The organism is Nonomuraea bangladeshensis (genome assembly GCF_039529455.1).
GTDB lineage: Bacteria > Actinomycetota > Actinomycetes > Streptosporangiales > Streptosporangiaceae > Nonomuraea > Nonomuraea bangladeshensis.
In genome coordinates this window covers 546,534-572,748 of sequence record NZ_BAAAMV010000009.1, presented here as the reverse complement: position 1 = coordinate 572,748, position 26,215 = coordinate 546,534, and the positions used below count along the sequence as shown (strand labels likewise).

Below are 26,215 nucleotides of genomic sequence, written 5' to 3'. Positions count from 1 at the left end.
AAGCATGACCGTTCCTGAGACCGAGGCCAGCGCCGTCCCCGCGGACGCCTACCTGCTCGACGTGCGTGAGCAGGACGAATGGCTCGCGGGCCACGCGCCGGAGGCCGTGCACATCCCCATGACCCAGATCCAGGGCCGGGTCGAGGAGATCCCGGCCGACCGCACCGTCTACGTCGTCTGCCGGGTCGGCGGCCGGTCGCTGCAGGTCGCGGCCTGGCTCAACCAGCTCGGGCGCGACGCCGTCAACGTCGGCGGCGGCATGCAGTCGTGGGAGGCCGCGCGCCGGCCCATGGTGAGCGAGACCGGTCAGGACCCGTTCGTGGCCTGATCGGCCGAGGAAGAGCCTCATATGGCGCTTCTGGCGCCATTGAGGCATCATGAGGGCGAAAACTACAGATCGTCGCGGGAGCTCGGGGTTCGCCGGGCTGAGAGGGCAGCTGACCAGCCGCTGCCGACCGCCTGAACCTGTCCGGGTAATGCCGGCGTAGGGAGTGTGCGATGGCGCATGTCGCCGACGAAGTCCCCCTGACCCTCGACGGCGCTCCGCCGAAGACGCTCGGCGTCCTCGACCAGGGCGCCCTCTGGGCCAACCTCGGCGTCAGCCTCCTCGGCTTCTCCGGGGCGCTGTTCCTGCTCGACCCCCTCGGCAACGCCCCGCTCAGCCTGGCGGGCGCGCTCGTCGCGGCCCTGGTCGGCAGCCTCATCGGCACCGCCATGGTCGGTCTGTCGGCCGTCCCCGGCACGCGGACGGGGCAGCCCGCCATGGTGCTGCTGCGCGGGCTGTTCGGGGCGAAGATCTCCTACGTCCCCACGGTGCTCAACATCGTCCAGATGCTCGGCTGGGGGGCGTTCGAGCTGTGGGTGATCGCCAAGGCCGCCACCGCGATCTTCGGCGGGGTGCCCTACCAGGTGTGGGTGATCGTCGCCGGGGTGCTCACCACCGCGCTGACGATCTGGCCGCTCGGCTCGATCAGGCTGCTGCGCCGCTACGTCACGGTCGGCGTGATCATCTCGATGCTCTGGTTCGCCTGGTTCTTCCTGAACGAGGCCCCCACGTACACCGGCGGCTCGTGGACCGCGTTCCCGGCCGCCGTCGACTACGTGATCGCCCTGTCGGTCTCCTGGGTGCCGATGGCCGCCGACTTCGCCCGGCACTCCCGCTCCAGCCGCGCCGCGTTCACCGGCGTCGTCGGCGGCTACACGCTGGCCCAGGTCGCCTGCCTGGGGCTCGGCGTGTACGCGGTCGCCATCGCCGGCTCCGCCGCCGTCATCGCCGACAGCACCGCGGTCTTCGCGCCGTTCGTGGCGGCCCCGCTCGGCGCGCTGTTCTTCGGCATCCTGGTGCTGCGCGAGACCGACCAGTCGTTCGCGAACGTCTACTCGACCACGATGTCCCTGCAGAACCTCATGCCGCGCGTGGACCGGCGGGTGTTCTCCGTCGCGATCGGCGTGCTGACCGTCGCGATCGCCCTGGTCGTGGACGTGACCTCCTACGGCGCGTTCCTCGGCGTGATCGGGGCGGTCTTCGTGCCGATGTTCGCCGTGCTGGCCGTGGACTACTTCGTCTTCGCCCGCGCCGGCCACTGGAACACCGCCGAGGACGCCCCCTCGCGCTGGAGCATGCTGGTGCCGTGGGCGCTCGGGTTCGTCGCCTACTGGCTGACCACCTCGACGCCCACCGTGGCCGCCTGGGACGGCATCTGGGCGGGCCTGCGCGACGCGATCGGCTTCACCCGCCAGCCGTGGATGAACGGCGCGCTCGGCGCGGCCCTGGTGGCGGCGCTGGTGACGCTGCTCGCCGGGTGGCTCACGGGCCGGTCGAGGCGCGCCGTTCGACGTTGAGCAGGTGCTGCTTGGCGGCGACGCCCCCCGCGTAGTCGCCGAGCGCGCCGTCCTCGCGCACCACCCGGTGACAGGGGACGATCACGCAGAGGGGGTTGGAGGCCAGCGCGTTGCCGATCGCCCGCAGCGCGCGCGGCCGGCCGATGCTCTCGCCGATGAGCTCCAGCGTCGTGGTGGTGCCGTAGGGGACCGCCATCGTCTTCTGCAGCACCGTGCGCGCGAACGGCGTGGCGAGCGCCAGGTCGACCGGCGTGGCGAAGGCCCGCAGCCGCCCCGAGAAGTAGGCGTCCAGCTCTCTGCGCAGCGGGTCGAGGCGGCGCGGGTCGGGGCCGATGAAGCGGCCCACGGTGCGGCTGATCAGCTCGAAGACGTCGTTCTCCGGCTCGAAGGAGCAGGCCACGGCGCCCTTGGCGGTCACCGCCAGCACGAGCCGGCCCACGGCGCCGTCGTAGGTGCCGAACGCGATGTCGGGTGCGTCTCCCCGGTAGGTGCTGGAGGTCACGCGCAGCAGGGCGTCCAGTTCGCCGCTCGTCATGCCCTCGCCCTCCCGGAATCGTCGTGACCGCAGCGTATCGGACGGATCGCCCGACGCACCCACCGCGCCACGTGCACTATGGAGGAGTGGGGGACGAATGGGCCGGTAGTGACGACGAGATCGCCCGCGCGGTGCTCGACAGCTCGCCCAACGCCGTCGTCGCGGTCGACAGGGACCAGACCGTGCTGGTCTGGAACGAGGCGGCCGAGCGGCTGTTCGGCTGGACGGCCGCGGAGATGCTGGGCCGCCGGGCGCCGATCGTCCCGGCGGAGCTGACCGCCGAGCACAACGCGGCGCTGGAGCGCGTACGGACCGGCGGCCAGGTGTCGGTGCGCACCAAACGGCTCGACAGCGCAGGCGACCTCCTCGACGTGCGGGTGGACATCAGCGCGCTGCGGCTCGGCAGCGCCGTCGCCGGCTACGTGTGCGTCCACCACCTGGCGCGGGCCGACCAGGTCGCGAAGACCCGGATGGCGCGCCGGGCCAGGCTGGTGCGCCGGCTGACCGACGTGGTCGGCGACATCAACTCCGACCTGGAGCTGTCGGCCGTGCTCGACCGCATCTCGGCCAGCCTGACCGAGCTGACCGGGGCCGACGCGGGCGGGTTCGTGCTCATCGAGGGGGAGCGGCTGCGGCTGGTGAGCACGTACGAGCTGCCTGACGGGCTCCGCGGCACCACCACCGACCTGCGGACGAGCCTCGTGGACCGGCTCTTACGCACGGGCAAGACCGTCCTGCTGGAGTCGAGCGGGCTCGACGACCTCGTGTGGGCGCGGCTGAAAGGCCTGCACACGATCGCGCTCGGCCTGGCCGCGGTCGGCGGCCGGCCCTACGGCGCGCTCTACGCGCTGTTCGCCAGGAGCACCCCCGGCCACCTGGAGCTGGAGCTGCTGGAGCTGCTGGCCGGGCACGCGGGCATCGCGGTCGGCAACGCCGTCGCCTACCAGGAGGCGGTACGGCAGCGGGCCCACGAGCGGGCCGTCTTCGACGCCAGCGCCGACGGCATCGCCGTGCTGGACGAGGCCGGGCGGGTGGTGCGCTGGAACCCGGCCGCCGCCGAGATCACCGCGATCCCCGAGGAGACCGTGCTCGGCGGGCCGCCGCCGTTCCCGCTGCCCGAGCCGGGCGAGAAGCTCACCTTCCAGCTGGAGACCGGGCGGTGGCTGGACGTCGTGGGCGCGCGGATCGAGGAGACCGGCGAGGTCGTGGTCGACTTCCGCGACGTGACCAGGGCCAAGGAGCTGGAGGAGGCGAAGGACCTGTTCCTCGCCACGACCAGCCACGAGCTGCGCACGCCGATCACGATCGTGCGGGGGTTCGCCTCGACCCTCGACGCCCGCTGGGACAAGCTCGGCGACCTGGAGCGGCGCGCGGCCGTGCACACCATCGCCGAGCGTGCCAGGTCGCTCGGCCAGCTCATGGACCACCTGCTGCTCGGCGCGCGGGCCGGGGCGGACGAGCTCAAGGTGCGCATCGAGGAGTTCGACCTGGCCGAGCGCATCCACGCGGCCACGCTGGGGCTGCCCGTGCTGTCGGACCGGCACCGGGTGGAGGTCGCGATCGGCGACGGGCTGCCGTGCGTGCTCGGCGACGCGCTCGCCACGGACATCGTGCTCGGGCAACTGCTGGAGAACGCGTTCAAGTACTCGCCCAAGGGCGGGCTGATCCGCGTGGAGGCGTGGCCGGAGGACGACGACGTGGTGGTCGTGGTGGACGACGAGGGCGTCGGTATCGCCGCTCCTGACCGGGAACGGGTCTTCGAGCGGTTCGTCCAGGTGGACAGCGGGGACCGGAGAAGGTTTGGTGGAGTAGGGCTCGGGCTCTACATCGTCCGCAGTCTGGCGAGGGCACAAGGAGGAGACGTGAGCGCACATCCGAGGCCCGGCGGGGGCACCAGGATGCGGCTGGTGCTGAAGGCCGCCGGCACTATCGGATCCGACACACCGATGCGGTAACGAGGTGGTCACGGTTGAGCTGATCTATCTTCCAATGTGTACAAGCTGTGATCGAGATGCGGTTTCTGGGATCGAGTAACGGGGCATTTCGGTCGTACCGGGGAGTGTTCCCGCGGGGGGCACAGGGAACGGGGAGGTGGGTGTGTCAAGCGTGGTGCTGCTGCCGTACGCGCCGTCCAGCGTCGCCGTCGCCCGCCAGCGTCTGAGCACGGACCTGCAGGACAGCGGGGTCTTCGCCACGGCGATCGACGACGCCGTGCTCGTCGTGAGCGAGCTGTTGAGCAACGCGCTGCGGCACGCGCACCCGCTGCCGTCCGGCATGGTGAGAGTCGCCTGGCTGCGCAGCGACGGGCACATCGAGGTCGCGGTGAGTGACGGAGGCGCGGCGACGGAGCCACGGGCGGCCCGGCCGACCCTGTCCTCGCTCGGGGGGCGGGGGCTCGGCATCGTGGAGTACGTCGCGGAGAGCTGGGGGGTGCGCCACGACGGCGACACCACGACGGTGTGGGCGATCCTGCCCGCTCCTCAGGCTGCTTCGATGAACGGGCAGGTCGCGGCGTTGAAGGAGGCCGGCTGACCGGCCCTTGAGCCGCGTCAGGCGCCCGCGCCGGCGGGGCGCCGGTAGAGCACGGCCCGCTCCGCGGTCGCCCACGCGTTCGACACCAGCAGGTAGAGCCCCGCCGCGAGCGGCAGCACCAGCACGGCGATGATCGACCCGTACGGCGCCAGCTTCGCCATCCTCCTGAGCAGCTCCGGCTGGTCGTCCCCGACCCTGATGTTCCTCGCGGAGAGCCACGCCACCGCCGCGACCAGCAGGATGACCAGCGCGAAGACCGAAACAGGCACACTGAGCAGACCGTAATTCGCCACCAGACCCGCCACCTGCTGCCCCAGCGGCGCACCGAACAACGTGTGCCCCGCCAGCGCCGTCGGATGCGTGGCCACCCGGTACATCAGCCACAGGAACGGCAACTGCCCCAGCATCGGGAGGAACCCGGCGAACGGCGAGCTGCCCTCGGCGGCGTACAGCGCCCTCGTCTCCTCGGCCAGCCGCTCGGGGTGGCGCGCGTGACGCTTCTTCAGCGCCTGGAGCTTGGGGGCGAGGCGTTCGCGGATCCTCGCCGTACGGGCCTGGCGCACGTTGAGCGGCAGCAGCAGGAGCCGTACGGCGAGCGTGAACAGCACGATCGCGAGCGCGGCGTCGCCTCCGGCCGCGCCGACGACGAACGTCACAAGAGAATCGATCATGAAAAAGCGAGCCTTCCATCCATGGGGACGATCGGGATGGGGCTCACCCGGCGGCGAGCCCCGCTTGCCTGGGGAAGCGGGGCGTGCCTAAGGAGCGCGCGGGCGGGACCGCCCGGCGGCGTCAGGGTCGCGCTGACGCTGGAAGGCGGTGCGGCGCGCGTAGGTCAGCGGAAAGCCCAGGGGCTCCCCGCCGAGGACGGGCAGCAACGTGGCCGCCCACGCGACCAGCAGCAGGATCGCCACCATGGTGATCCCGGCCAGCCACGGGTCGAAGAGGAGCTGGGTCACTGCGAACGGGAGGACTTGCTCATCACGGTGACCACGACGAACAGGACCAGAGCGATCAGACCGACGATCAAGGCCAGCTTGAACAGCCCCGCCAGCAGCGGCAGCAGGAAGTTGAACACCACGAACAGGCCCAGCAGGGCCCCTATGACGATCATCACGACTCTACTCATGAGGCCACCGTACGTCCTGCGGGCAGGGGCCGCGAGGCTTACGGAGTGATGACGTGAGCGGCGGTCCCGGGGGCGTGAGCCGTACCGTGAAGTGGTGAACACGCGCATCCTGGTGGTCGAGGACGATCCGACCGTTTCCGAGGTGGTCGCCCGCTATCTGGAGCGTGACGGGCACGAGGTCGAGTGCGTGGGCGACGGCGCCGAGGCGCTGCGCCGGGCCCTCGCGCAGCCGCCCGACCTCATGGTGCTCGACCTCATGCTGCCGAGGCTCGACGGGCTCCAGGTGTGCCGCAGGCTCAGGGAGCGCTGGCCGGTGCCGGTGATCATGCTGACCGCGCTGGGCGAGGAGATCGACCGGGTGGTCGGCCTGGAGACGGGGGCCGACGACTACGTGGTCAAGCCGTTCAGCCCGCGCGAGCTGGCCCTGCGGGTGCAGTCGGTGCTGCGGCGGGCGCGGGGCGCGTCCGTGACCGGCGGCACCGGGGTGCTGCGCGACGACGACCTGACGGTGGACGTCGGCGCCCACGAGGTACGCCTGCGCGGCGCCGAGGTCATGCTGACCGCCCGCGAGTTCGACCTGCTGGCCTACCTCATGCGCAACCCCCGCCAGGCGTTCAGCCGGTCGGCGCTGCTCAACCAGGTGTGGGGGTGGTCGTTCGGCGACTCGTCCACGGTGACCGTGCACGTGCGGCGGCTGCGGGAGAAGATCGAGCCGGATCCGACCGCGCCGCGCAGGATCGTCACCGTGTGGGGAGTCGGCTACCGCTACGAGCCGATGGAGGGCTGATGGCGCCGCACGGGGTCTCTCCGGCCGTGGCGGTCGGGGAGCTGCCGATGGTCGTGGCCGTGGCGGCCGGGCTCGGGCTGCTGGTGGCGCTCGGCGGGATCTGGGCGATGGGGCGGCTGCGCACCCGTTCGATCGGCGTGATGCTGGCCGTGGTCGTGGTGGTGGCCGTGGCGGCCACGCTGGCCGGCGTCGTGGCGATCATCGCCAAGATGATCATCGAGGGGCCGGTCAAGGACTTCGTGCTGAGCGTGGTGGCCGTCGGCGGGCTGGTCGGGCTGGGGGTGGCGTTCGTGCTGTCCAAGCGGGTCGTACGGGAGAGCCGCCGGCTCGTGGACGCCGTACGTGAGCCGCCGTTCCAGGCGCCCCAGGGGCTGCCCGCCGAGCTGCAGGAGATCGCGAACACCCTGGAGGAGTCGTACGCCCGCGAGCGGGCCCTGGAGGGCGCCAGACGCGAGCTGGTCGCGTGGGTCAGCCACGACCTGCGTACGCCGCTCGCCGGCATGCGGGCCATGGCCGAGGCGCTGGAGGACGGCGTGGTCTCCGACCCCGCGACGGTCGCCCGCTACCACGGGCAGATCAAGCTGGAGGTGGAGCGGCTGTCGGCCATGGTGGACGACCTGTTCGAGCTGTCGCGCATCCACGCGGGGGCGCTGCGGCTGTCGCGGGCGCGGGTCGGGCTGGCCGACCTCGTCGCCGACACGGTCGCGGGCGCCGAACCGCTCGCCCGCGCCAAGGGCGTGCTGCTGACCGCCGAGGCCGCGGACGCCGCCGTGCCCGTCGAGGCCGACGCGGGCGCGCTGGGGCGCGCCCTCGGCAACCTCGTGGTCAACGCCATCAGGCACACCCCGTCGGACCGGTCCGTGGTGCTGCGGGCCGCCGTGGACGACGGCATGGCGTGCCTGTCGGTCGCCGACTGCTGCGGCGGCATCCCGGAGGAGGACCTGCCTCGCGTGTTCGAGGTGGCCTTCCGGGGGGAGAGCGCGCGTACGCCGACCGCCGACGGAGGGGCCGGGCTCGGGCTGGCCATCGCCCAGGGCATCGTGGAGGCGCATGACGGGGTGATCGGGGTGGTCAACGACGGGCCGGGGTGCCGGTTCGAGATCCGGCTGCCCCTGTGCTGAGGGTGCTCTCCGTGCTGAGGGTGCTCTCTGCGCTGAGAGCGGTCTCCGTGCTGAGGGTGGTCTCCGTGCTGAGGGTGGTCTCCGCGGTGACGGTGCTCTCCGTGGTGGGTGTGCTCCGGACCGTCTCCTCGCCGATGCGGAGCTCCGTGGCGGGGCGGGCCGGACCGTCGGCCGCGGTGTCCTGGCTTTTCTGGGCGCCGGTGGTGTCCCGCTGGGAGCCGAACGACTCCACCATCGCCCGGAACGTCGGGCACGGCCACCGCCACATGCAGCTCCGGCACCGCAGGATCGGGTGCGCCGCGTCGCTGGTGATGCCACCCGCGTCACGGGGCTGGTGCAGGTCGAGCAGCCTGAGCCCCAGCTCGGAGAACCTGAGCAGGTCGGCGCGGGCCCCCGCCAGGAACTCCAGGTCTTCGCGGACCAGCCGCGTACGGATCGGGACGTAGCCCTCGTGGTTGAGCAGGCCACGCAGCCGCGCTGCTTCGTCGTGCCATGAGTTGGCCTTCTCCGTACGGAGAAGGATGGACTCCAGCCGGTCGCGGAGCCCTTCGCGCTGAGGATCTTCGGGTTTCTCGGTCTTCATCGACGTGGGGCCCGTCAGCCGTGCCCTGGTCCCTCCTTCTCGATGCCGCGGCGGGTGTTCAGGTGTCACGCTGTCAAGCTTCGCGTACTCTCCGTGCCCGTGGAGCCCAAACGGAGGACAAAAACCTGTGCTTGCCCTATCGGCGTGACAACGTGACCGGAAGCCTCCGCGCCGCTAGCCTGCCCATGTGGAGCTCAAGGTCTCGACTCGATCACATGCCGGGTTCGCGCTCGTCGCGGTCACCGGGGAAATCGACCTCTATACGGCGCCTCACCTGCAGTCCGAGTTCACTCGGCTGCTGCAGGAAGGGCCGAGCCGGGTGGTCATCGACATGTCCGCCGTGGATTTCTGCGACTCCACGGGCATGAACGTGCTGCTCTCGGCGCTCAAGAGGATGAAGGAGCAGGGGGGCACGCTGGAGGTGGCCTCGCCCCGTCCCGCCGTGCGCAAGATCCTGCAGGTCACCGGGCTCGACTCGGTGTTCACCGTGCACGAAGAGGTTCCGCAGGAGTTCCTCATATCCGAGGGATCATGACGGCGGCCGCACCGGGTTCACGAGCAGTGAGCGGTGACACCGCGGTCGTCATTCCGGCGGCGAACGAGGCCGAACGCATCGCGACCACGGTCAAGGCCGCCTCGGCGCTGCCCGGCGTGGCCCTCGTGGTGGTCGTGGACGACGGCTCGCACGACCTGACCGGCAAGGCGGCGCGCGCCGCCGGCGCCCGCGTGGTGCGGCACAGCCGCAACCGGGGCAAGGCGGCCGCGATGGAGAGCGGGGCCGAGGCCGTACGCCTCCTGGACGGGGACGACGCCGCACCGCGCCACCTGCTGTTCCTGGACGCCGACCTCGGCGACACCGCCGCCGCGGCCGCGCCGCTCGTCGAGCCCGTACGCGCGGGCGCGGCCGACATGACCATCGCCGTCTTCGCCACCAGGGTGAAGCTCGGGGGCCACGGGTTAGTCGTCCGCCTGTCCAGGGAGGGCATCCGCCGCGCGACCGGCCTGGAGCTCGCCCAGCCGCTCAACGGCCAGCGCTGCCTGACCCGGGCCGCCTTCGAGGCCGCGCGGCCGCTGGCGCACGGGTTCGGCGTGGAGACAGCCCTGACCATCGACCTGGTGCGCAAGGGATACCGGGTGGAGCAGGTCGAGGTCGAGATGGCCCACCGGGCGACGGGCACGGACTGGCGGGCGCAGCTCCATCGCGCGATCCAGCTCCGGGACGTGGCGCGGGCGCTGGCCACCCGCGACCCGGTGGTCGTCCAAAACCTGAACAAACTTCACCCCAACCGCTGACCACCTCCGGACAGGTCGAGCCCGCGCCACGGTCACCGGGCACCTGCGGGGGTGCCCGGCCGGTTATCCACAGGTGCCCGCCGTCCGGGCCGAGGCCGTCCGCTCGTGTGCTGGAATACGCGGGTGACTACGGAGACGCGGCACGACACCGCACGCGGGCGGATCGCGTGGGCGGGCATGTGGGCGATCGGCGCCTCCGTGCTGCTGACTGCCGCCATCGGCCTGCTCGGCCCGTCGCCCATGGTCCCCGCGCTGGGCGGGCCCGCCTGGCAGCCGTCGTACTCTCTGGACGTCCACCCTGATCCGCATCTGACGGTCGCTCTCGGTGCGGCGGCGATCATTCTCGGCGGTCTCGGCCTGCTGACCACGTTGCTCGCGCTCGCGACGCCCGCTCCGGGGGGCCCTGCGACGCCTGCCCCGGGGGGCCCTGCGACGCCTGCCCCGGGGGGCCCTGCGACGCCTGCCCCGGGGGGCCCTGCGACGCCCGCATCGGCGCCCGCTTCTGGGGCCTCTGTTGCGCGCGCGTCGGCGGCTCCGGCGGCCGAGGGGGCCAAGGTGGCGCTGCCCGTCTCCGTAGGCCCTGCCGGAGCCCGGGGCGCGCCCGGCGCGGCCGCCGCCTGGCGCGCCGCCAGCCTCGGGGGCGGCCGGCTGCCGGACGGGCGGGTGCTGATGCTGCTCGGCTGCCTCGCCGCCGCGATTCTCGCCTTCCTGCCACCCTCGGGCTCCGGCGACCACCTCAACTACGCGGCGTACGGCCGCATGGTCACGCTGGGGATCAACCCGTACACGCACGGGGCCGCCGACCTCCCCGGTGACGTGATCGCCGACGCGGTCGAGCGGCCGTGGCGCGAGGAGCCCAGCGTGTACGGGCCGGTCGCCACGGCGGTCCAGGCGTTCGCGAGCTGGGTCGGCGGCGACTCGCTCCGGCTGACGATCTTCGTTCTGGCGCTGGTCAACGCCGCCGCCTTCATCGTGACCGCCCTGCTCATCGACCGTTTCACCAGGCATGACGAGGCCGCCCGCCGCCGCGCCGCGCTGCTGTGGGCGGCCAACCCGCTCCTCCTCTACCACCTGGTCGCCGGCATGCACGTGGACACCCTGGCCGTGGCCTGCATGGTCGCCGCACTCCTCGCGAGGGGCCGTCCGGTGGGCGGGGGCGTCCTGCTCGGCCTGGGGGTGGCGATCAAGGTCAACGCGGGTCTCGTCGCCCTTGGCCCCGCCTGGGAGCTGCGCCGCCGCCCCGGCCGCCTGGCCGTCATGGCGGGATGCGCCCTGGCGGTGGTGGTCGCCGGCTACGCCGTGGCGGGCACGGACGCGATCGCGCCGGTGACGCGCACCAGCAAGGCGATCTCGCACGCCACGATCTGGAAGCTGGTTCAGGGGTGGCTGCAGTCGGTGATCGGCACGGGGACGGCCTACCGGGGCGAGATCCAGGTCGGCTCGCTCCTGCTGCTCGCGCTGCTGGCCTGGCTGCTGTTCCGTTGGGCCGCCCGCACCGGATGGGCCTGGGGCGCCGGCGCGGAGCCTGCCGGGGTGGCCGGGCTCGGCGCGCCCGTGGTGGCGGCCGGGCTGGCGGTGGCGTACGTGTTCGCCTCGCCGTACGTGCTGCCCTGGTACCACGGGCTGGCCTTCGGGATGCTGGCGCTCGTGGCGGGGTCCGCGGTGGACGCGTTCCTCGTCGTGCACCTGCTGGCCCTGTCGCTCGCCTACCTGCCCGCCCGCGTCGACGGGCAGCCCGCCGACCTCGCGTGGCTCAGCGGCGTGGTCCGGCCTCAGACGGCCTGGGTGCTGCTCGCCCTGACGATCGCCCTGGCGGTGTGGGCCTGGCGAGCTGCAGGGCGCGCACACACGCCGCCAGCGTCAGCGGCACCGCCACCGTGAGCGCCATGGCGGGGATGGCGATGCCCGAATCGTTCATCAGGAACCCGACGAACGCGCACGTCAACGCGCCGAACAGGCCGGCGCGGAGCGTCGGGGCGAGGGCGTAGACCTGTCCGAGCGCCGCGGCACCGTACCGCGAGGGCCGGGCCAGCACCAGGAAGAGGAACGCGAGCGCGACCAGCGTGAGGAGGGTCAAGGACCAGTTCCCGACCGTGACGCCGATCATGGCGCTGAACTTGCGGCCGACGACGGTCCACGCCTGGCCGTCGACGACCTGCTGCACGAACGTCCCCAGATGCGTCCGCTGCGCCTCGGGACGCAACCAGTCGACCACCGACAACACCCCGACGACCACCACCCCCGCGACGCCGACCAGCAGCAGCCTGAGCACCGACACCCGCCTGCCGGAAAGGAGGATCAGGAAGACGGCCAGCCCGATCACGAACGCCGGCACCCCGCCGAAGTCCGCTCCCCAGGACGGCCACCCGTCCGCGAACACCGCGAACATCCCGTAGAGCGCGCAGGCCCCGACCACGACGAGCCTGGAGACGCCTCTGTTCAGCAGCCACTGCGCGATCCCGGCCAGGCCCAGGATGGTGCCGGTGGCGTAGACGGCGAAGGCGATGTTGCTGAAGCCGTAGAAGCGGCCGCCGGTGACGGGCTCGTACCCGGTGACGGCGTTGACCTGGAGCTTCGAGCCGGTCATGACGTCGATGAGCAGGGCCAGGGACGTCAGCGCCGCGACGACGGTCAGCGGGCCCAGCACGTGCGCCCGCCAGGGGCCCGCGAACGCGGCGGCGGTGATGAGCGCGGCGATGCCCAGGATCGTCACGACGACCGAGACCATCGGCACGGGGAGGGTCCACCAGGGCACGAGCTGCGCCAGGAAGGTGGAGACGGCGATCGCGCCGCTCAGCACGGCGACGATCTGGACGGCGCGGAGCAGCTTGGACGCGCTCGCATCCCCGCCGATGATGATGATGCTGCTGTTGTCGGCGCCGCCACTGCTGTTGTCGGCGCTGCTGCCGCCGCCGATGCTGTTGTCGGCGCTGCTGCTGCCGCCGCGGCTGTCGTCGGTGCCGGTGCCGGTGCCGGTGCCGGTGACGTCGGGCGTCGTGGCGCCGGGTCCCGGCTCACCCCCGGGCGGTGTGTCGGCGTCGCCCCCGGCCGTGGCTGGGGAGATGGCGGCGTCGTTCCCGGGTGAGGCGGCGGTATCGCCTCCGGACGGGCCGGTGGTGCCGGCTCCGGGCGAGCTCGCGGCGCCTCCGGGCGAGCTCGCGGCGCCTCCGGGCGAGCTCGCGGCGCCTCCGGGCAGGCCGGTGATGCCGGCTTGAGGCGGGGTCGCGGCGTCGCGTGCGGCTGGGGTGGTGGAGCGGCGGCGGCGTAGGGCGAGGGCGGCGCAGGCGTAGAAGAGGAGCTGGAGGGTGACCAGGACGGTGAAGAACGGGCCGCGGACGTTCCTGAGCACCTGGCTGGCGAGGTCGGCGTCGGCCAGGCCGGAGACCGTGTCCGCCGTGCTGCCGGACGCGGGAGCGCCCGCCTGCCAGGGGCGGCCGACTACGTCGCGCGGCTGTGGCAGGCCCAGGAGCTGGATGACGGTCGCGGTGAGGTCGGTGATGGTGACCAGGGCGTCCTGGCGGGTGGAGGTGGCGGTGAGGTGGCCGCGCGGGTACGGCCCCCCGGCCGGGGACGGGCCGGCGGCGACTGCGACGTGGAGGTGGGCGTTCGGGGTCACGTCGGAGAGGCCGGCGACCAGGATCGTGGTGCCGGGCGGGAGCCGGTCGCGCAGGGCGGCGACCTGGCGGTCGGCCTCGGCGACGGCGGCCTGGCGGGTGGCGGCGGGCATCCCGGCGGGGACGCCGTACTCGTCGAGGGGCTGGCGGGACCAGGCGTCGGCGAGGGGGGCGGCGTCGAAGACGATGAGGTTGTACGGGGCCGGGTCGCCCAGGGCGTCGGGGGTGGGGGCGTATTTGGCGATATTTCCGGACTTGTTGGCGCCGGCGATGGCCGCGCCAGGCCCGACGGCGGCGACCTTGCCCCCGCCGTCCGTCACCAGCTGACCGAGCGTGCCGATCCGGGCGTCGTACCCGGTGTCGGACTGGTAAGCGGTCATGGCCTGCCAGCCGGGCACGGTGGCGCCGCCGTCGCCCCGCCCGGACGGCTGAGGGGCGGCGGGGCAGCCCTTGCCGTCGGTGCCGGCGCGCTGGCCCGCGGAGACGGTCAGCCAGCCGGCGACGGGACAGGTGATGCCGCGGTCCGGCGGCGGCACCGCCCGGGTGGAGAGCGAGCCCGATGAGCCCTGGCCCACGAGTTCCCAGAGGGCGGGGGTGCGGGTCGCGTCGAGGTCGCTCCACTGGAGACCGGGCACGCCGATCAGCGCCACCCGGCCACCCGTCCGGCTCTGGGCGGCGGCCGGGGTGAGGGTCAGGAGGGCGAGGAGGGCGGCGAGGAGGACGACGGCGAGGCCGTGCACGAGGCGGGGGCGGGAGCCGGGCCGACCTCCTGGCAGGCCGGATGCGCTCTCGTACGCCATGGATGGAACCCCCAGTGATTGCCCCTCGTACAACAACAGCCACGGTAACGTGCCACACCGTGACAAGAGGCGAGGTGCGGGTGAACCGGCGGCAGTGGTGGACGTGGGCGATCGTGGCGCTGGCCGTCGCGGCGGCCGTCGCGCCGCTCGTGCACACGTGGCTCACGAACCCGGACGACCAGCGCCTGGTCGACCTGGACGTCTACCGGACCGGCGGGCAGATGCTGCTCGAAGGGCGCCCGGTGTACGCGGCCTACACGCCCGCGCCGCAGTTGCTGCCGTTCACGTACCCGCCGGTGGCGGCCATGCTGGCCGTCGTGCTGGCCGTGATGTCGTGGGAGACGGCCCAGTGGGTGTGGACGGCCGGGATCTACGTGACGCTGGCCGTGACCGTCTGGTTCTCGTTCCGGCAGGTGCTGAAGGGGGAGGCGGTCCGGCGGTACGCGCCGTGGGTGTTCGGGCTGCTCATGGTGGCCTGCGCGTACCTGATGCCGATCCGCGACCAGGTGCGTTTCGGGCAGGTGGACATCCTGCTGGTCTCACTCTGCGTCGCCGACTGCCTGGCCAGGCGCCCCTGGTGGCCGCGCGGCTTCCTGATCGGGCTGGCGACGGCGGTCAAGCTGACGCCGGGCGTGTTCCTGATCTATCTCCTGGTCACCCGGCAGTGGCGGACGTTCTGGATGGCGGCGTTCGTGACGGCGGTGCTCACGCTGCTGCCGTTCGCCGTGATCCCGCAGGACGCGGCCGACTTCTGGTTCTCGGCGCTGCTCGATCCCGAGCGGCTCGGCGCGAACGCGGCCACCACGAACCAGTCGATGCGCGGCATGCTGATCCGCCTCTACATGAACGAGACGGTGGAGTCGGCGATCTGGCTGGTGCTGGTCGCCGTGGTCGGCTGGTTCGGCTTCAGGGGGGCGCGGGACGCGCACCGGGCGGGAGACCCGCTCGCCGCCGTGGCGCTGGTCGGCCTGATGGCCGTGCTGCTCTCGCCGGTCGCCTGGATCCACCACCTGGCCTGGATCGTCGTGGTGCTCGGGGCGATCGTGGGCGACGGGCGCGACCGCGTACGGCTGCGGGTGGCGGGCGGCGTGTGGCTGTACTACGTGGTGCCGGTCCCGTGGTGGGGGGTGGCGCTGATCGCGGCCGGCATCCCGGGGGTGAGCCTGGTGCTGGGGAAGATCGTCCAGAACGGGTTCGGGCTGGGGGCGCTGGTCCTGGTGTGGTTGCTGGTGTCGTGGTTGCCGAAACGGCGCGAGCTTGCTTGACTGAGCCGTTACCCTCGGTCACGTGCTCGTTACCGCATGGGTGATCGTGGGCGTCGTCGCCGGGGTCAGCGGCGTGCTGATCGGCCGGCTGTCGCTGCGGCAGGCCAGGGCCGCCGTGGAGGAGTGCCAGCGGATGCTGGCCAGGCAGAGCAGCGAGGGCATGGGCGATCTCAAGGCCATCAGGGACGTCGCGGTCTGCCGCTACGACGCGCTGTCGGAGATGCGCGGGCGGCTGTCGTTCTCGGTGGCGATGATCAACGGGCTGGGCGACGGGATCGTGCTGACCTCGATCAACGGGCAGAGCGAGACGCGCACGTACGTGCGGCCCGTGGTGGGCGGCAAGGGCGAGCAGCCGCTGTCGCCCGAAGAGGCGGAGGCGGTGCGGGCCGCCCGGCTGGGGCTCGGACCGCTGGTGCCGTGCCGCTCGGCGGGCCCGCTCTGACCTGACAGATCAAGGGCGGATCAAGGGCGGATCAGGGGCGAAACGGGCGCGGGCCTGGCGACCTGCGGTTACTCTGGACGCATGCCCAGACTCGCCTACCTCGGGCCCGAGGGTACGTTCACCGAAGAGGCCCTGAGCCTCCTCGACCCCACGGCCGAGCGGCTGCCCTGCGCCAACGTGAGCGCGGCGCTCAACGCGGCCCGCGCCGGGGAGGCCGACGGAGCCGTGGTCCCGCTGGAGAACTCCATCGAGGGCGCGATCACCACGACCCTCGACGAGTTCGCCTGGGGCGAGCCGCTGCTGATCACGGCCGAGCTGCTGCTGCCGGTGCGGTTCTCGCTGCTGGCCAGGCCCGGCACCGAGATCCCGCACATCAAGCGCCTCTACACGCACCCGGCGGCGATCACGCAGTGCCGGGGCTACATCGCGCGCGAGCTGCCGGACGCGGTCGTGGTGGCCGCGCCCTCGACGGCCGCCGCGGCGCAGGAGGTCTCGCTGCCCGGGTCCCCGTACGACGCCGCGATCGCCCCCCGCATCGCGGGCGAGTACTACGGGCTGACCGAGCTCGCCGGCGGCATCGGCGACCGGTCCGACACGGTGACCAGGTTCGTCAAGGTCAACCGCCCCGGCGGGCCGCTGCCCGCGCCGACCGGCTCCGACCGTACGACGCTGGTGGTCTTCCTGGCCGACGACCACCCGGGCGCGCTGCTGGAGATGCTGACCGAGTTCTCGGTGCGCGGCGTCAACCTCACGCGCATCGAGTCGCGGCCCACGGGCGACGGCATCGGGCGCTACTTCTTCCACTTCGACTTCGAGGGGCACATCGGCGACGCGCGGGTCGGCGAGGCCATCGCCGGGCTGCACCGCATCTGCGGCGAGGTGCGCTTCCTCGGCAGCTATCCGCGGGCCGACGGCATGGCGCCGCAGATCAAGCGGGGCACCTCGGACGAGGAGTTCGGTGAGGCGGGCGAGTGGCTGGCCCGCATCCGCGCCGGCCAGGTCTGACGGAGATCCCCGGCAGGCGGTAATCCGGGGGCGGGGCGGCGTCCGGCGCCGGTAGCCTTTCCTTGTGATTGACCTGCGTACCCTTCGTGAGGATCCCGACCGGCTACGGGCTTCGCAGCGTGCCCGCGGCGAGGACGACTCCGTCGTCGACACGCTGCTCGACCTGGACGAGCGCCGCCGCGCCGCGCTGACCTCGTTCGAGTCCCTGCGCGCCGAGCAGAAGAGCATGGGCAAGTCGGTCTCCAAGGCGCAGGGCGAGGAGAAGGCCGCGCTGCTGCAGCGCGCCAAGGACCTCGCGAGCCAGGTCAAGGCGGCCGAGTCGGAGGCGGAGAAGCTCGGCGCCGAGCTCGACGACCTGGTGCAGGCGGTGCCCAACATCGTCGAGGAGGGCGCGCCCGCCGGCGGCGAGGACGACTACGTGGTCCTGGAGACGGTGGGGCGGCCGCGCGAGTTCGACTTCGAGCCGAAGGACCACCTGGAGCTGGGCGAGAGGCTCGACGCCATCGACATGGAGCGGGGCGCCAAGGTGTCCGGCTCGCGGTTCTTCTTCCTCAAGGGCCTCGGCGCGCGGCTGCAGCTCGGGTTGCTCAACATGGCGATGCAGCAGGCGATCGAGGCCGGCTTCACGCCCATGATCACGCCGGTGCTCGTCAAGCCGGAGACCATGCAGGGCACCGGCTTCCACGTCGCGCACGACAAGGAGATCTACCGCCTGCCCGAGGACGACCTCTACCTCGTCGGCACGTCGGAGGTCTCGCTGGCCGGCTACCACGCCCAGGAGATCGTCGACGCGGACGCGCTGCCGCTGCGCTACGCGGGCTGGTCGTCGTGCTTCCGTCGCGAGGCCGGCTCCTACGGCAAAGACACCCGCGGCATCATCCGCGTCCACCAGTTCGACAAGGTGGAGATGTTCTCGTACGTGCGGCCGGAGGAGGCCCACGAGGAGCACCTGCGCCTGCTCGCCTGGGAGAAGGAGATGCTGGCCAAGATCGAGGTGCCCTACCGCGTGATCGACACGGCGGCGGGCGACCTCGGCATGTCGGCGGCGCGCAAGTTCGACTGCGAGGCGTGGATCCCGAGCCAGGGCCGCTACCGCGAGCTGACCTCGACCTCCAACTGCACGGAGTTCCAGGCGCGCAGGCTCGCCGCCCGCTTCCGCGACAAGGACGGCAAGCCGCGCCATCTGGCCACGCTCAACGGCACGCTCGCCACCACCCGGTGGATCGTGGCGATCCTGGAGAACCACCAGCAGGCCGACGGCTCGGTGGTGGTGCCCCAGGCGCTGCGCCCGTACGTGGGGCTCGACGTCCTCACGCCGGCCAAGCCGTAGCGTCCGGCGCCCGCGGGCTCACAGGTCCGCGGGCGCCCTCGCGGCGTCCTTCCTGATCAGCAGCAGGTCCACGGCCAGCACCAGCGCGGTCAGCAGCGCGGCCACGGCGACCGCGGCCCAGTACGACCGGAAGGTCCCGTCGGCCCAGCCCTCGAAGGGCAGGTAGGCGGCCAGGTAGACGAACGGCGCGCTGAGGATGCCCACGGCTATGGGCGCCGGGCGCGCCCGCCCCGCGATCAGCAGAACGGTGCCCACGATGAAGGCCGCCGGGACCGTGCCGAGCGCGAGGACGGCGAGCAGCTCCATGTACCCGTCCGGGGCGGACGCGGTCGTGGAGAACGCGAAGCCCAGGAAGCTCAGGCAGGCTGTCGTCGTCACGGCCAGATAAGCGCGGTGATAGCGGCGCAGCCCGGCTCCGGCGGCCCCGAAGAGCACGCAGCCGGCCAGGAAGGCCGCGGTGACCCCCTCGAGGAAGAGGTCCGGGGCCCGCTCCGGCTCGCCGGGGTGGCCGAGCCGCCGCCAGGAGCCGGTCTCGTCGCGGAGCAGGATGCCCTCGCTGCCGTTGGCGACCACCACCACGTGCCCGCCGCGCCAGCCCTGCACGGCGAGGCCGCCGGAGCGCGGGAGGTCGTCGTCGTCGTACTGCCGGGCGAGGCGGTCGCGGTCGTCGCGGGACGGCGACCATGACGGGCGCCAGGTGTCGCCGCCGTCGTCGGACTGCTCGACCCCCAGCCGGCCGGGGGTGACGCGGTAGCAGCGGGTGGCCTTGTAGGGCACGCACATGGCCGTCGTCGGCCGCTTGGGCGGCCGGTCGGACGCGCTCTCGTAGACCCAGCTGTCGCCCCTGTTCTCCGAGGTCCACGCGGCCGAGTCGTCGGTGTGGACGATGATGCGCCCGCCGCGTACCTCGACGGAGACGGCCTCGGACGTGGCCTGGGGGGCCGCGCCGCTGGCGGCGACCGCGAGCAGGGCCAGGGGCGCGGTCAGCAGGACGCGCAGGCGGGGCGAGGAGGGGGCGGCGAGGCTGCGGCGGCGTACCCACCAGGCGAGCGCGAGCGTCGGCAGGGCCAGGAGGTCCGTGGGATCGGCGAGGACGCGCGAAGGCCCGGCCACGAGGGTCCAGACATGGGAAGCGGCCTCAGCGCCCGTCTCCGTCGTTTTCACGAGCGCGAAGAGCACTCCCGTGGCCAGCGTGGCGGCCAGGTCGGCCCGGCGCAGGAAGAGGAGTGCCAGCAGCGGGGGCGCCACGAGCAGGCCGGCCACGTCGCTGAGCTTGCCCGTCACGAACCCGGGCCAGGCCTGCTTGAGCAGGTGGTCGTTGACCAGGAGCACGATCACCCCGGCAACGGTCACGGGATGACACAACCACGCGTACCTCATGTAGAGATCGACGCCCGCCGGGGCCCGCGCGTTCAGCGGACGGCCCACCCGTGACCAACCCGACACATGCGAAAGCCGGGGTCCGCTGGACGCGAACCCCGGCTTCTACTTGCTAACTAACAGGTCAGATGGCGCGGACCTGGGAGGCCTGCGGCCCCTTCTGGCCCTGCGTGATCTCGAACTCGACCCGCTGGCCGTCTTCGAGGCTTCGGTAGCCACTGCCGACGATCTCGGAGAAGTGCACGAACACGTCCGGCGCACCGCCGTCCGGGGCGATGAAGCCGAAGCCCTTCTCAGCGTTGAACCACTTGACGGTTCCCTGAGCCATAAAAGCTCTCCCTCAGGATGTGAATCTATGGGACCCACACCTCGTGGGTCCCGGTGTGTCGTACAGCAAGCACCCGGGGTGGCTCAGACAATGTCATGCTGGTTTTCACTACGGGATCAGCTAATACAACGCCATCACATCTAACACCATTCTGGCGCGTCGGTGTTCCGTCCGATCGAAGATTTCTGTCAGACGGCCTCACCGGGCAAACTGGAACCTGTTATGCACAGCGACCCGACACCCCGCCTTGTGGCCACCGACCTGGACGGAACCGCCCTTCGCCGGGACGGAACCGTGTCTCCCCGGACCGTCGCGGCCTTCGCCCGCGTCGAGGACTCCGGTGCCATGCTCGTGTTCGTGACCGGCCGGCCGCCCCGGTGGATGGGGGGTGTGGCGGGTGCGGTACGTCACCATGGGCTCGCGATCTGTGCGAATGGGGCCCTGATCTACGACTTGCATACCGAGCGGATAGTGGAATCCCACCTCATCGAGGCGGAGGTCCTTGAGGAAGTCGTCGCTCAGCTAAGAGCGAACGTGTCCGATCTCGTATTTTCGGTCGAGTATGAAGCCGGTTTTGCGCATGAGTCCGATTTCCTGGACCGACGGGCGGTCGAGGCGCAGGCCGCGTCCATGACCGCCCGCCCCTGCGCCAAGCTGCTGGCCCTGCACCCGCACATGGACGCGGACGAGCTGCACGCCGTGGTGCACGACCTGGTCGGCCACCTGGTGACGGCCACCCACTCCAGCCGGCGGGGGCTCATCGAGATGAGCGCCCAGGGTGTGACCAAGGCCACGGCGCTGGCGGCGTTCGCCCAGGAGCACGGCATCGAGGCGGGCGAGGTCGTGGCGTTCGGCGACATGCCGAACGACCTGCCCATGCTGGGCTGGGCAGGCACGTCGTACGCCGTCGCGAACGCGCATCCCGACGTGCTGGCGGCGGTCGATCACGTGACCGCGGCCAACGACGAGGACGGCGTCGCGCAGGTCCTGGAGAAGCTGTTCTGACCCTCGGGCGGGGGCCCGGAAACGGCTACAGGTAGGGGCCGGAACCCCCGTGGGGACGCCCGGACTCGTCCATCGACTGCGGCACGCCGGGCAGCGCCCTGCGCATCTGCTCAAGCTGCGCACGGGCCGCCATCTGCTGCGCGAACAGCGTGGTCTGGATGCCGTGGAACAGCCCTTCGAGCCAGCCGACCAGCTGGGCGTGCGCGATGCGCAGCTCGGCCTCGCTCGGCGGGGCGCCGGTGTCGTCCGTGAACGGCAGCGACAACCGCTCAAGCTCCTCCACCAGCTCCGGCGCCAGGCCGTCCTCCAGCTCCTTGATCGAGGAGGCGTGGATGTCCTTCAGCCGCTTGCGGCTGGCCTCGTCGAGAGGAGCCGCGCGCACCTCCTCCAGAAGCTGGCGGATCATGCTGCCGATGCGCATCACCTTCGCCGGCTGCTCGACCAGCTGGGTGACCGAACGGTCCTCTTCGCTGCTATCGCCCTGACCTCCCTGGAAGTCGGGGCCCACCACCACGATGTGAGGGGTGTTGTTGTCCTCAGCGTTCATAACACTCACCGTACTAGCAGGATCTTGCCGACGTGCTCCCCGGAATCCAACATACGATGCGCTTCGGCAGCATCGGACATGGGGACTTCCGCGTACACGACCGGGCGCACCGCACCCCCCGTGACCAGCGGCCATACGTTCTCGACGACGCTGCGGACGATCGCGCCCTTCTCGTCCACCGGCCGGGCGCGGAGCGTGGTGCCGTGCACGGAGGCGCGCTTGGCCATGAGGGCGCCGAGGTTGATCTCGGCCTTGCTGCCGCCCTGGAGCGCGATGATCACCAGCCGGCCCCCGGTGCGCAGGACCTTGAGGTTCCCCGCGAGGTATTTCGCCCCCATGATGTCGAGGACGACGTCGGCCTCGACCCTCTCGGCGAAGTCCTCCTCGCGGTAGTTGACGACCTCGTCCGCGCCGAGCTTGCGCACCCTCTCGGCCTTCTCCGCGCTGCCGACGGTGGCGACCACGTGGGAGCCGAGCGCCTTGGCGAGCTGGACGGCGAACGTGCCGATGCCGCTGGCCCCGCCGTGCACCAGCAGCGTCTCGCCCCTGCGCAGCCGGGCCAGCATGAAGACGTTGGACCAGACCGTGCAGGCGACCTCCGGCAGCCCGGCGGCCTCCTTGAGCGGGACGCCCTCGGGCGCCGGCATGACCTGCTGCCACGGCACCGCTACGCGCTCGGCGTAACCGCCGCCGCCGAGCAGCGCGCACACCTCGTCGCCTGGCTTGAACTGCTCGACGTCCGCGCCGACCTCGGCGACCACGCCCGAGACCTCCAGCCCCGGGTACGGCGGCGCCCCCGGCGGCGGGTCGTAGTGGCCGCCCCGCTGCAGGACGTCGGCACGATTGAGCGCCGAGGCGGTGACGTCGATGAGCACGTCCCCCCGCCCGACCTCGGGGTCGGGCACCTCGCGCCACTCCAGCACCTCCGGCCCGCCGGGCCGGGTGATCTCAATGGCTCGCATGCGATCCACGGTAGCCGGGCAAAGAAGTTGTGGGTTGGTGGGCTGGACCGGTTGCCAGCGCGTTAACCTGCAAGGTATTTGCTGCCCCTTTAGACCCACCCGAGGGGGAACACGGTGGCAAGACACGATCGAGAGGAATCTCTCGAGGAACAGCTGGCCTGGCTTGACGCGATCAAGGAGAGCGACGAGACCCCGGTCACCGTCGGCGCCTCGGCCGCGGCTGCCGACGAGCCGGTCTCGCCGTACCCCAAGGACCCGTGGTCGCTGGTCCCCGCGCAGCCCGACACCCCGGCGCCGACGCTGTTCCGCGCGGCCGCCGACTCCGTCGCGGCCGCCGAGCCCGCCGCGGACGCCGATGCCGGATGGCTCGGGGACGCGGCCACCACGGACATCACCCGCGAGGCCCTGCGCGAGATCAACCGGGACCAGCCGCCCGCGCCCGCCGTGGACGACCCGTTCCACGCGCCGCTCAAGCCGCTGCCGCGGTCCGAGGACACCGAGGCGTACGGGCTGACGTTCACGCCGTCCGCCGAGCCGGCCCAGCCGCCCGCGGCGGACAGGCCCGAGGAAGGACGCCAGGACGAGCCCGAGGACCGGCGGGCAAACGAGACCTGGCCGCCGGCCGACTGGTCGCGGCCGTCGGAGCCGGGCGGATGGCGGCGGGGGGCGTTCGAGGAGCCCGCGCGGGCCGAGGAGCCCGCGCAGGAGGAGCAGCCGGAGCCCTGGGCCGCCACCCAGCCCAGGAACGAGCCCCCGAAGTGGGGCGAACCCGACTCAGGGCCTCAGCCGGAGCCTCACGCCGCGTTCGGCGCCGAGCTCAGTGGCGCCGATGCCGGCGCCGGCTCCCGCATCGACTCCCGCATCGACTTCCACGGCGACTCCCGCGCCGGCTCACGTTCCGAGTCCCGTGGAGACTCCCGCCCCGGCTCGCCGGCGGGGTCCCCCGGCGAGGCCGCGGTCTCGCCGTCCCCCGGCGACCGGCCCGCGGATCCCGTCGCCGGCCTCCCCAAGGACAAGCCCACCTCGCAGGCGGACACGCCCGAGGCCGCCGAGCATCGCACGGAGCGGCCCCACGAGCCCGCGACCTACGAGCAGGAGCTGCCCCTCCCCGAGCCGGCCCGTCCCGAGCCGGCCCGTCCCGAGCCGGCCCGTCCCGAGCCGGCCCGTCCCGAGTCGGCTCGCCCCGAGTCGGCCCGTCCCGAGTCGGCTCGCCCCGACCCGCTCAAGCCCGGCGCGTTCGGACCCGAGCCGTCCCGCTCAGAGCCCTCCAGCGCGGAGCCGCCCGGCGGCGAGCGCGCGGCGAGCGAGCCCAGCGGGGCCGAGCCGCCTGGGAGCGCCCCGCTCCAGCGGCAGGACCGCCCCCAGTGGACCGAGCAGCAGGAGTGGCGGCCGGCCGAACGCGACATCCCGCCCGTCGTCCGCCGCCGCCCGGCCCCCGTCCCCGTGTTCACCTCGCCGCCCCGCCCGCCGGTGACCGGCCGCCCGACCGCCGACAGCCTCGACCCCGAGACCCTGCTCCGCGGCCGGCGCAACGCCCCGTCCAAGGGCTGGCGGCGCCTGGTCTACAAGGCGTCCGGCGGCTGGATCAAGCCGGGCGAGCCGCCGGAGGTCCGCCGCCGCCGCGAGCTGATGAACCGCGCCCGCACCCCGGTCACCACCGGCCACCACCGGGTGGCCGTGCTGAGCCTGAAGGGCGGCGTGGGCAAGACCACGACCACCGTCGGCCTCGGCGCCACGCTGGCCCAGGTGCGCGGCGACCGCGTCATCGCCGTCGACGCCAACCCCGACCGGGGCACGCTGTCCGACAAGCTGGTGCTGGAGACCTCGGCCACCGTGCGCGACCTGCTCAACGAGCGCGACCAGGTCAAGCGCTACGTCGACATCAGGGCGTTCACCTCGCAGGCGCCGTCCCGGCTGGAGGTGCTGGCCTCCGACCGCGACCCGTCGGTGTCGGAGGCGTTCAGCGGGGCCGACTACCAGGCCGTCTCGCAGGTGCTGGAGAACTTCTACTCGATCTGCATCACCGACTGCGGCACCGGCCTGCTCCACTCGGCGATGGGCGGCGTGCTCGGGCTGGCCGACCAGATCGTGCTGGTCAGCTCCCCGTCGGTGGACGGCGCGCGGGCGGCCTCGGCCACGCTCGACTGGCTGGAGGCCCACCACTACGGCGATCTGGTGAAGAACGCGACGGTGGTGCTGTGCAGTGTCAGGCCGCGGTCGAAGTCGGCGGTGGACATCCAGAAGCTGGAGGCCCACTTCGCGGCCCGATGCCGGGCCGTGGTGCAGGTGCCGTACGACCCGCATCTGGAGGAGGGCGCGGAGATCGACCTCGACCGGCTCCAGGACAGCACGCGCGAGGCTTACCTCAAGCTCGCCGCGCACGTGGGCGACGGATTCGCCGCCCTGAGGGAGTGAGCGGAGGGTGTGGGATTCGAACCCACGAGGCCATCGCTGACCTGGCCGCTTTCAAGGCGGCTGCACTCGTCCACTATGCGAACCCTCCTGTGCGGAAACCACGATAGCGGCTGTGATGAGGCCGGTGTACGTTCAGGAGGTGGCGGATCTCGACGTCGAGGTGGAGCGCGGCGGCCCCCACGCGCGCGTCCACGTGATCGGCGAGCTCGACAAGCTCACCGCGCCGTTGTTGAAGGAGAGCCTGACCGCGCTCTTCGCCGAGGGCAGGGTGGACGTCGTCGTTGACGCGAGCCTGCTCGACTTCTGCGATTCGAGCGGCCTGTGGGCGCTGGTGGAGCATCAGCGCCGGGTCGCGGCCCACGCCGGCTCGCTGACCCTGGTGGGCGTGCACGGCGTCCTGGAGCGGGTGTTAGAGGTGACCGGGCTCAAGGCCGTCTTCGACGGCGTGGTGCCGGCCTAGCTGCGACAGCAGCCATTTCGGGCCCACGCTCTCGGCGCCCAGCTCGCCCACCCGCTGCCGCAGCCCTCGGTCGGCGGTGACGACGAGCACCCGCTCCCAGGGCCTGGCCTGGCGTACGACCTCGACGATCGTGTCGTCGCCGCTGCCCATGGCGGGCACCACCTGCACGCCGGGCGGGCCGGGCACGTCCTTGGCCGCCCCTTCGACGATCGCGACCACCTTCGGGAACCACTGCGCCAGCACCGGATGCCGCAGCCCTTGCCCGGCGACGTCCTCCAGCAGTCGCGCGGCGGCCCCAGCCCGGTCGCGCCACCAGCCGTGCTCGGCCCGCGCGCCGACGATGTTGGCGACGTCGAGGACGACCGTCTCCGGCTGGAGCATCCCCTGGACGGTGCCCCAGGTGGCGGCGAAGCCCGGATGCAGCTCGCGCGCGGCGATCTCGGGCAGGGCGACCCAGCGCAGCTCGGTGCTCTCCTGGTTGGCGGGGGCGGCGGCCAGCAGCTCGGCCGTCTCGGCGATCACCGTCTCGAACGCCCACCCGCCGTGGTCGTCGAGGTAGACGCCCTGCACCCGCAGCTCGTCGGCGCCGAGCGCGGCCTCCTCGCGGGCCTCGCGCAGCGCCGAGGCGACGGCGTCCTCGTGGCTGTCGCGGGCGCCGCCCGGCAGCCCCCAGGTGCCGCCGTGGTGGCTCCACCAGACCCGTTTCTGCATGAGGACGTACGGCGTGCCGGCGGGGTCGTGGTGCACGAGGAGGAGCCCCGAGGCCCCGTGCAGCCCCCAGTGCCGATGGCCCTGAGCGCACTCGATCCAGCCGTCGCCGTCGTTAGCCGCCATGGCGTG

Annotated in this window: 26 protein-coding genes, 1 tRNA gene, 1 pseudogene and 1 riboswitch; of the genes and pseudogenes, 16 read left to right on the top strand and 12 right to left on the bottom strand. The window is 72.5% G+C overall.

Going from position 1 to position 26,215, the window contains the following annotated elements:
* The first annotated feature begins 4 nt into the window (after positions 1–4).
* Positions 5–328 (top strand): rhodanese-like domain-containing protein, encoded by a 324-nt coding sequence (locus ABD292_RS32070; protein WP_344213887.1) that lies wholly within the window; start codon positions 5–7, stop codon positions 326–328.
* Positions 329–392: 64 nt separating this feature from the next.
* Positions 393–508: riboswitch (TPP riboswitch) on the top strand.
* Entirely contained in the window at positions 499–1,842 is a 1,344-nt protein-coding gene (locus tag ABD292_RS32065) for a purine-cytosine permease family protein (RefSeq protein WP_344213886.1), read from the top strand. It overlaps the preceding riboswitch by 10 nt.
* Here ABD292_RS32065 and ABD292_RS32060 read toward each other — a convergent pair.
* Positions 1,808–2,377: a methylated-DNA--[protein]-cysteine S-methyltransferase gene (locus ABD292_RS32060; protein ID WP_344213885.1), complete on the bottom strand. Its 570-nt coding sequence runs from the start codon at positions 2,375–2,377 to the stop codon at positions 1,808–1,810. The two genes, ABD292_RS32065 and ABD292_RS32060, sit on opposite strands and share 35 nt — an antisense overlap.
* 86 nt (positions 2,378–2,463) lie before the next feature.
* Between ABD292_RS32060 and ABD292_RS32055 the strand changes: the two genes are divergently transcribed.
* Positions 2,464–4,332 (top strand): ATP-binding protein, encoded by a 1,869-nt coding sequence (locus ABD292_RS32055; RefSeq protein ID WP_344213884.1) that lies wholly within the window; start codon positions 2,464–2,466, stop codon positions 4,330–4,332.
* Positions 4,333–4,474: 142 nt separating this feature from the next.
* Entirely contained in the window at positions 4,475–4,909 is a 435-nt protein-coding gene (locus tag ABD292_RS32050; protein WP_329588147.1) for an ATP-binding protein, read from the top strand.
* A 17-nt stretch (positions 4,910–4,926) separates the two neighbouring features.
* Here ABD292_RS32050 and ABD292_RS32045 read toward each other — a convergent pair whose 3' ends face one another.
* From ABD292_RS32045 to ABD292_RS32035, 3 genes are all read right to left on the bottom strand, one after another.
* Positions 4,927–5,580 (bottom strand): YidC/Oxa1 family membrane protein insertase, encoded by a 654-nt coding sequence (locus ABD292_RS32045; protein ID WP_344213883.1) that lies wholly within the window; start codon positions 5,578–5,580, stop codon positions 4,927–4,929.
* 87 nt (positions 5,581–5,667) lie between these two features.
* Complete coding sequence (locus tag ABD292_RS32040; protein ID WP_344213882.1) at positions 5,668–5,868, bottom strand: DUF6412 domain-containing protein; 201 nt, start codon at positions 5,866–5,868, stop codon at positions 5,668–5,670.
* Positions 5,865–6,038, bottom strand: a complete 174-nt coding sequence (locus ABD292_RS32035) for a hypothetical protein (RefSeq protein ID WP_329588153.1) — start codon at positions 6,036–6,038, stop codon at positions 5,865–5,867. Before ABD292_RS32035 ends, ABD292_RS32040 begins: the two co-directional genes overlap by 4 nt.
* A gap of 94 nt (positions 6,039–6,132) precedes the next feature.
* On the opposite strand from ABD292_RS32035, the gene ABD292_RS32030 reads away from it, so the two are divergent.
* Together ABD292_RS32030 and ABD292_RS32025 are read left to right on the top strand one after the other, a co-directional pair.
* Positions 6,133–6,825: a response regulator transcription factor gene (locus ABD292_RS32030; RefSeq protein ID WP_344213881.1), complete on the top strand. Its 693-nt coding sequence runs from the start codon at positions 6,133–6,135 to the stop codon at positions 6,823–6,825.
* Positions 6,825–7,946 (top strand): sensor histidine kinase, encoded by a 1,122-nt coding sequence (locus ABD292_RS32025; RefSeq protein WP_344213880.1) that lies wholly within the window; start codon positions 6,825–6,827, stop codon positions 7,944–7,946. Before ABD292_RS32030 ends, ABD292_RS32025 begins: the two co-directional genes overlap by 1 nt.
* On the opposite strand, the gene ABD292_RS32020 is transcribed toward ABD292_RS32025, so the two are convergent.
* Positions 7,897–8,529, bottom strand: coding sequence for a hypothetical protein (locus ABD292_RS32020; RefSeq protein ID WP_344213878.1), 633 nt, complete (start codon positions 8,527–8,529; stop codon positions 7,897–7,899). The two genes, ABD292_RS32025 and ABD292_RS32020, sit on opposite strands and share 50 nt — an antisense overlap.
* Before the next feature lie 187 nt (positions 8,530–8,716).
* Between ABD292_RS32020 and ABD292_RS32015 the strand changes: the two genes are divergently transcribed.
* From ABD292_RS32015 to mptB, 3 genes and pseudogenes are all read left to right on the top strand, one after another.
* The gene (locus tag ABD292_RS32015; RefSeq protein WP_091081001.1) at positions 8,717–9,064 is read left to right on the top strand and encodes an STAS domain-containing protein; all 348 of its coding nucleotides are present in this window, start codon (positions 8,717–8,719) and stop codon (positions 9,062–9,064) included.
* A complete protein-coding gene (locus ABD292_RS32010; protein WP_371248807.1) occupies positions 9,061–9,822 on the top strand; it encodes a glycosyltransferase family 2 protein in 762 nt (253 codons plus the stop codon). Before ABD292_RS32015 ends, ABD292_RS32010 begins: the two co-directional genes overlap by 4 nt.
* Before the next feature lie 177 nt (positions 9,823–9,999).
* Positions 10,000–11,307 (top strand): annotated as a pseudogene (gene mptB / locus ABD292_RS32005) (polyprenol phosphomannose-dependent alpha 1,6 mannosyltransferase MptB); the annotation flags it as partial.
* Between the two features lie 268 nt (positions 11,308–11,575).
* Here the strand turns inward: mptB and ABD292_RS49045 are convergent.
* A complete protein-coding gene (locus tag ABD292_RS49045; RefSeq protein ID WP_425565203.1) occupies positions 11,576–14,236 on the bottom strand; it encodes a serine/threonine-protein kinase in 2,661 nt (886 codons plus the stop codon).
* A 59-nt stretch (positions 14,237–14,295) separates the two neighbouring features.
* Between ABD292_RS49045 and ABD292_RS32000 the strand changes: the two genes are divergently transcribed.
* From ABD292_RS32000 to serS, 4 genes are all read left to right on the top strand, one after another.
* Entirely contained in the window at positions 14,296–15,501 is a 1,206-nt protein-coding gene (locus ABD292_RS32000) for a glycosyltransferase 87 family protein (RefSeq protein ID WP_344213871.1), read from the top strand.
* Positions 15,502–15,523: 22 nt separating this feature from the next.
* The gene (locus ABD292_RS31995) at positions 15,524–15,943 is read left to right on the top strand and encodes a DUF4446 family protein (RefSeq protein ID WP_344213868.1); all 420 of its coding nucleotides are present in this window, start codon (positions 15,524–15,526) and stop codon (positions 15,941–15,943) included.
* Between the two features lie 81 nt (positions 15,944–16,024).
* Positions 16,025–16,948 (top strand): prephenate dehydratase, encoded by a 924-nt coding sequence (gene pheA, locus ABD292_RS31990; protein ID WP_344213866.1) that lies wholly within the window; start codon positions 16,025–16,027, stop codon positions 16,946–16,948.
* Positions 16,949–17,012: 64 nt separating this feature from the next.
* Positions 17,013–18,278, top strand: coding sequence for a serine--tRNA ligase (serS, locus tag ABD292_RS31985; protein ID WP_344213864.1), 1,266 nt, complete (start codon positions 17,013–17,015; stop codon positions 18,276–18,278).
* A gap of 18 nt (positions 18,279–18,296) precedes the next feature.
* Here the strand turns inward: serS and ABD292_RS31980 are convergent, their stop codons facing one another.
* Complete coding sequence (locus tag ABD292_RS31980; RefSeq protein ID WP_344213862.1) at positions 18,297–19,616, bottom strand: hypothetical protein; 1,320 nt, start codon at positions 19,614–19,616, stop codon at positions 18,297–18,299.
* Positions 19,617–19,782: 166 nt separating this feature from the next.
* Positions 19,783–19,986 carry a cold-shock protein gene (locus tag ABD292_RS31975; RefSeq protein ID WP_091081014.1) on the bottom strand — a complete coding sequence of 68 codons (204 nt, stop codon included), beginning with the start codon at positions 19,984–19,986 and terminating at the stop codon, positions 19,783–19,785.
* A gap of 222 nt (positions 19,987–20,208) precedes the next feature.
* Between ABD292_RS31975 and ABD292_RS31970 the strand changes: the two genes are divergently transcribed.
* Positions 20,209–20,991 carry an HAD family hydrolase gene (locus ABD292_RS31970; RefSeq protein ID WP_344213859.1) on the top strand — a complete coding sequence of 261 codons (783 nt, stop codon included), beginning with the start codon at positions 20,209–20,211 and terminating at the stop codon, positions 20,989–20,991.
* Positions 20,992–21,016: 25 nt separating this feature from the next.
* Here the strand turns inward: ABD292_RS31970 and ABD292_RS31965 are convergent, their stop codons facing one another.
* Entirely contained in the window at positions 21,017–21,538 is a 522-nt protein-coding gene (locus ABD292_RS31965; protein ID WP_344213857.1) for a bacterial proteasome activator family protein, read from the bottom strand.
* Positions 21,539–21,543: 5 nt separating this feature from the next.
* On the bottom strand, positions 21,544–22,500 hold the full coding sequence (locus tag ABD292_RS31960; RefSeq protein ID WP_344213855.1) for an NAD(P)H-quinone oxidoreductase: 957 nt from the start codon (positions 22,498–22,500) through the stop codon (positions 21,544–21,546).
* Positions 22,501–22,614: 114 nt separating this feature from the next.
* On the opposite strand from ABD292_RS31960, the gene ABD292_RS31955 reads away from it, so the two are divergent.
* Positions 22,615–24,915, top strand: coding sequence for a MinD/ParA family ATP-binding protein (locus ABD292_RS31955; protein ID WP_344213853.1), 2,301 nt, complete (start codon positions 22,615–22,617; stop codon positions 24,913–24,915).
* Position 24,916: 1 nt separating this feature from the next.
* Here ABD292_RS31955 and ABD292_RS31950 read toward each other — a convergent pair.
* A tRNA-Ser gene (locus ABD292_RS31950) sits at positions 24,917–25,003 on the bottom strand.
* Between the two features lie 36 nt (positions 25,004–25,039).
* Between ABD292_RS31950 and ABD292_RS31945 the strand changes: the two genes are divergently transcribed.
* Entirely contained in the window at positions 25,040–25,375 is a 336-nt protein-coding gene (locus ABD292_RS31945) for an STAS domain-containing protein (protein WP_344213851.1), read from the top strand.
* On the opposite strand, the gene ABD292_RS31940 is transcribed toward ABD292_RS31945, so the two are convergent.
* Positions 25,325–26,209, bottom strand: a complete 885-nt coding sequence (locus tag ABD292_RS31940; protein ID WP_344213849.1) for an NUDIX hydrolase — start codon at positions 26,207–26,209, stop codon at positions 25,325–25,327. The genes ABD292_RS31945 and ABD292_RS31940 overlap by 51 nt on opposite strands.
* Positions 26,210–26,215 lie beyond the last annotated feature (6 nt).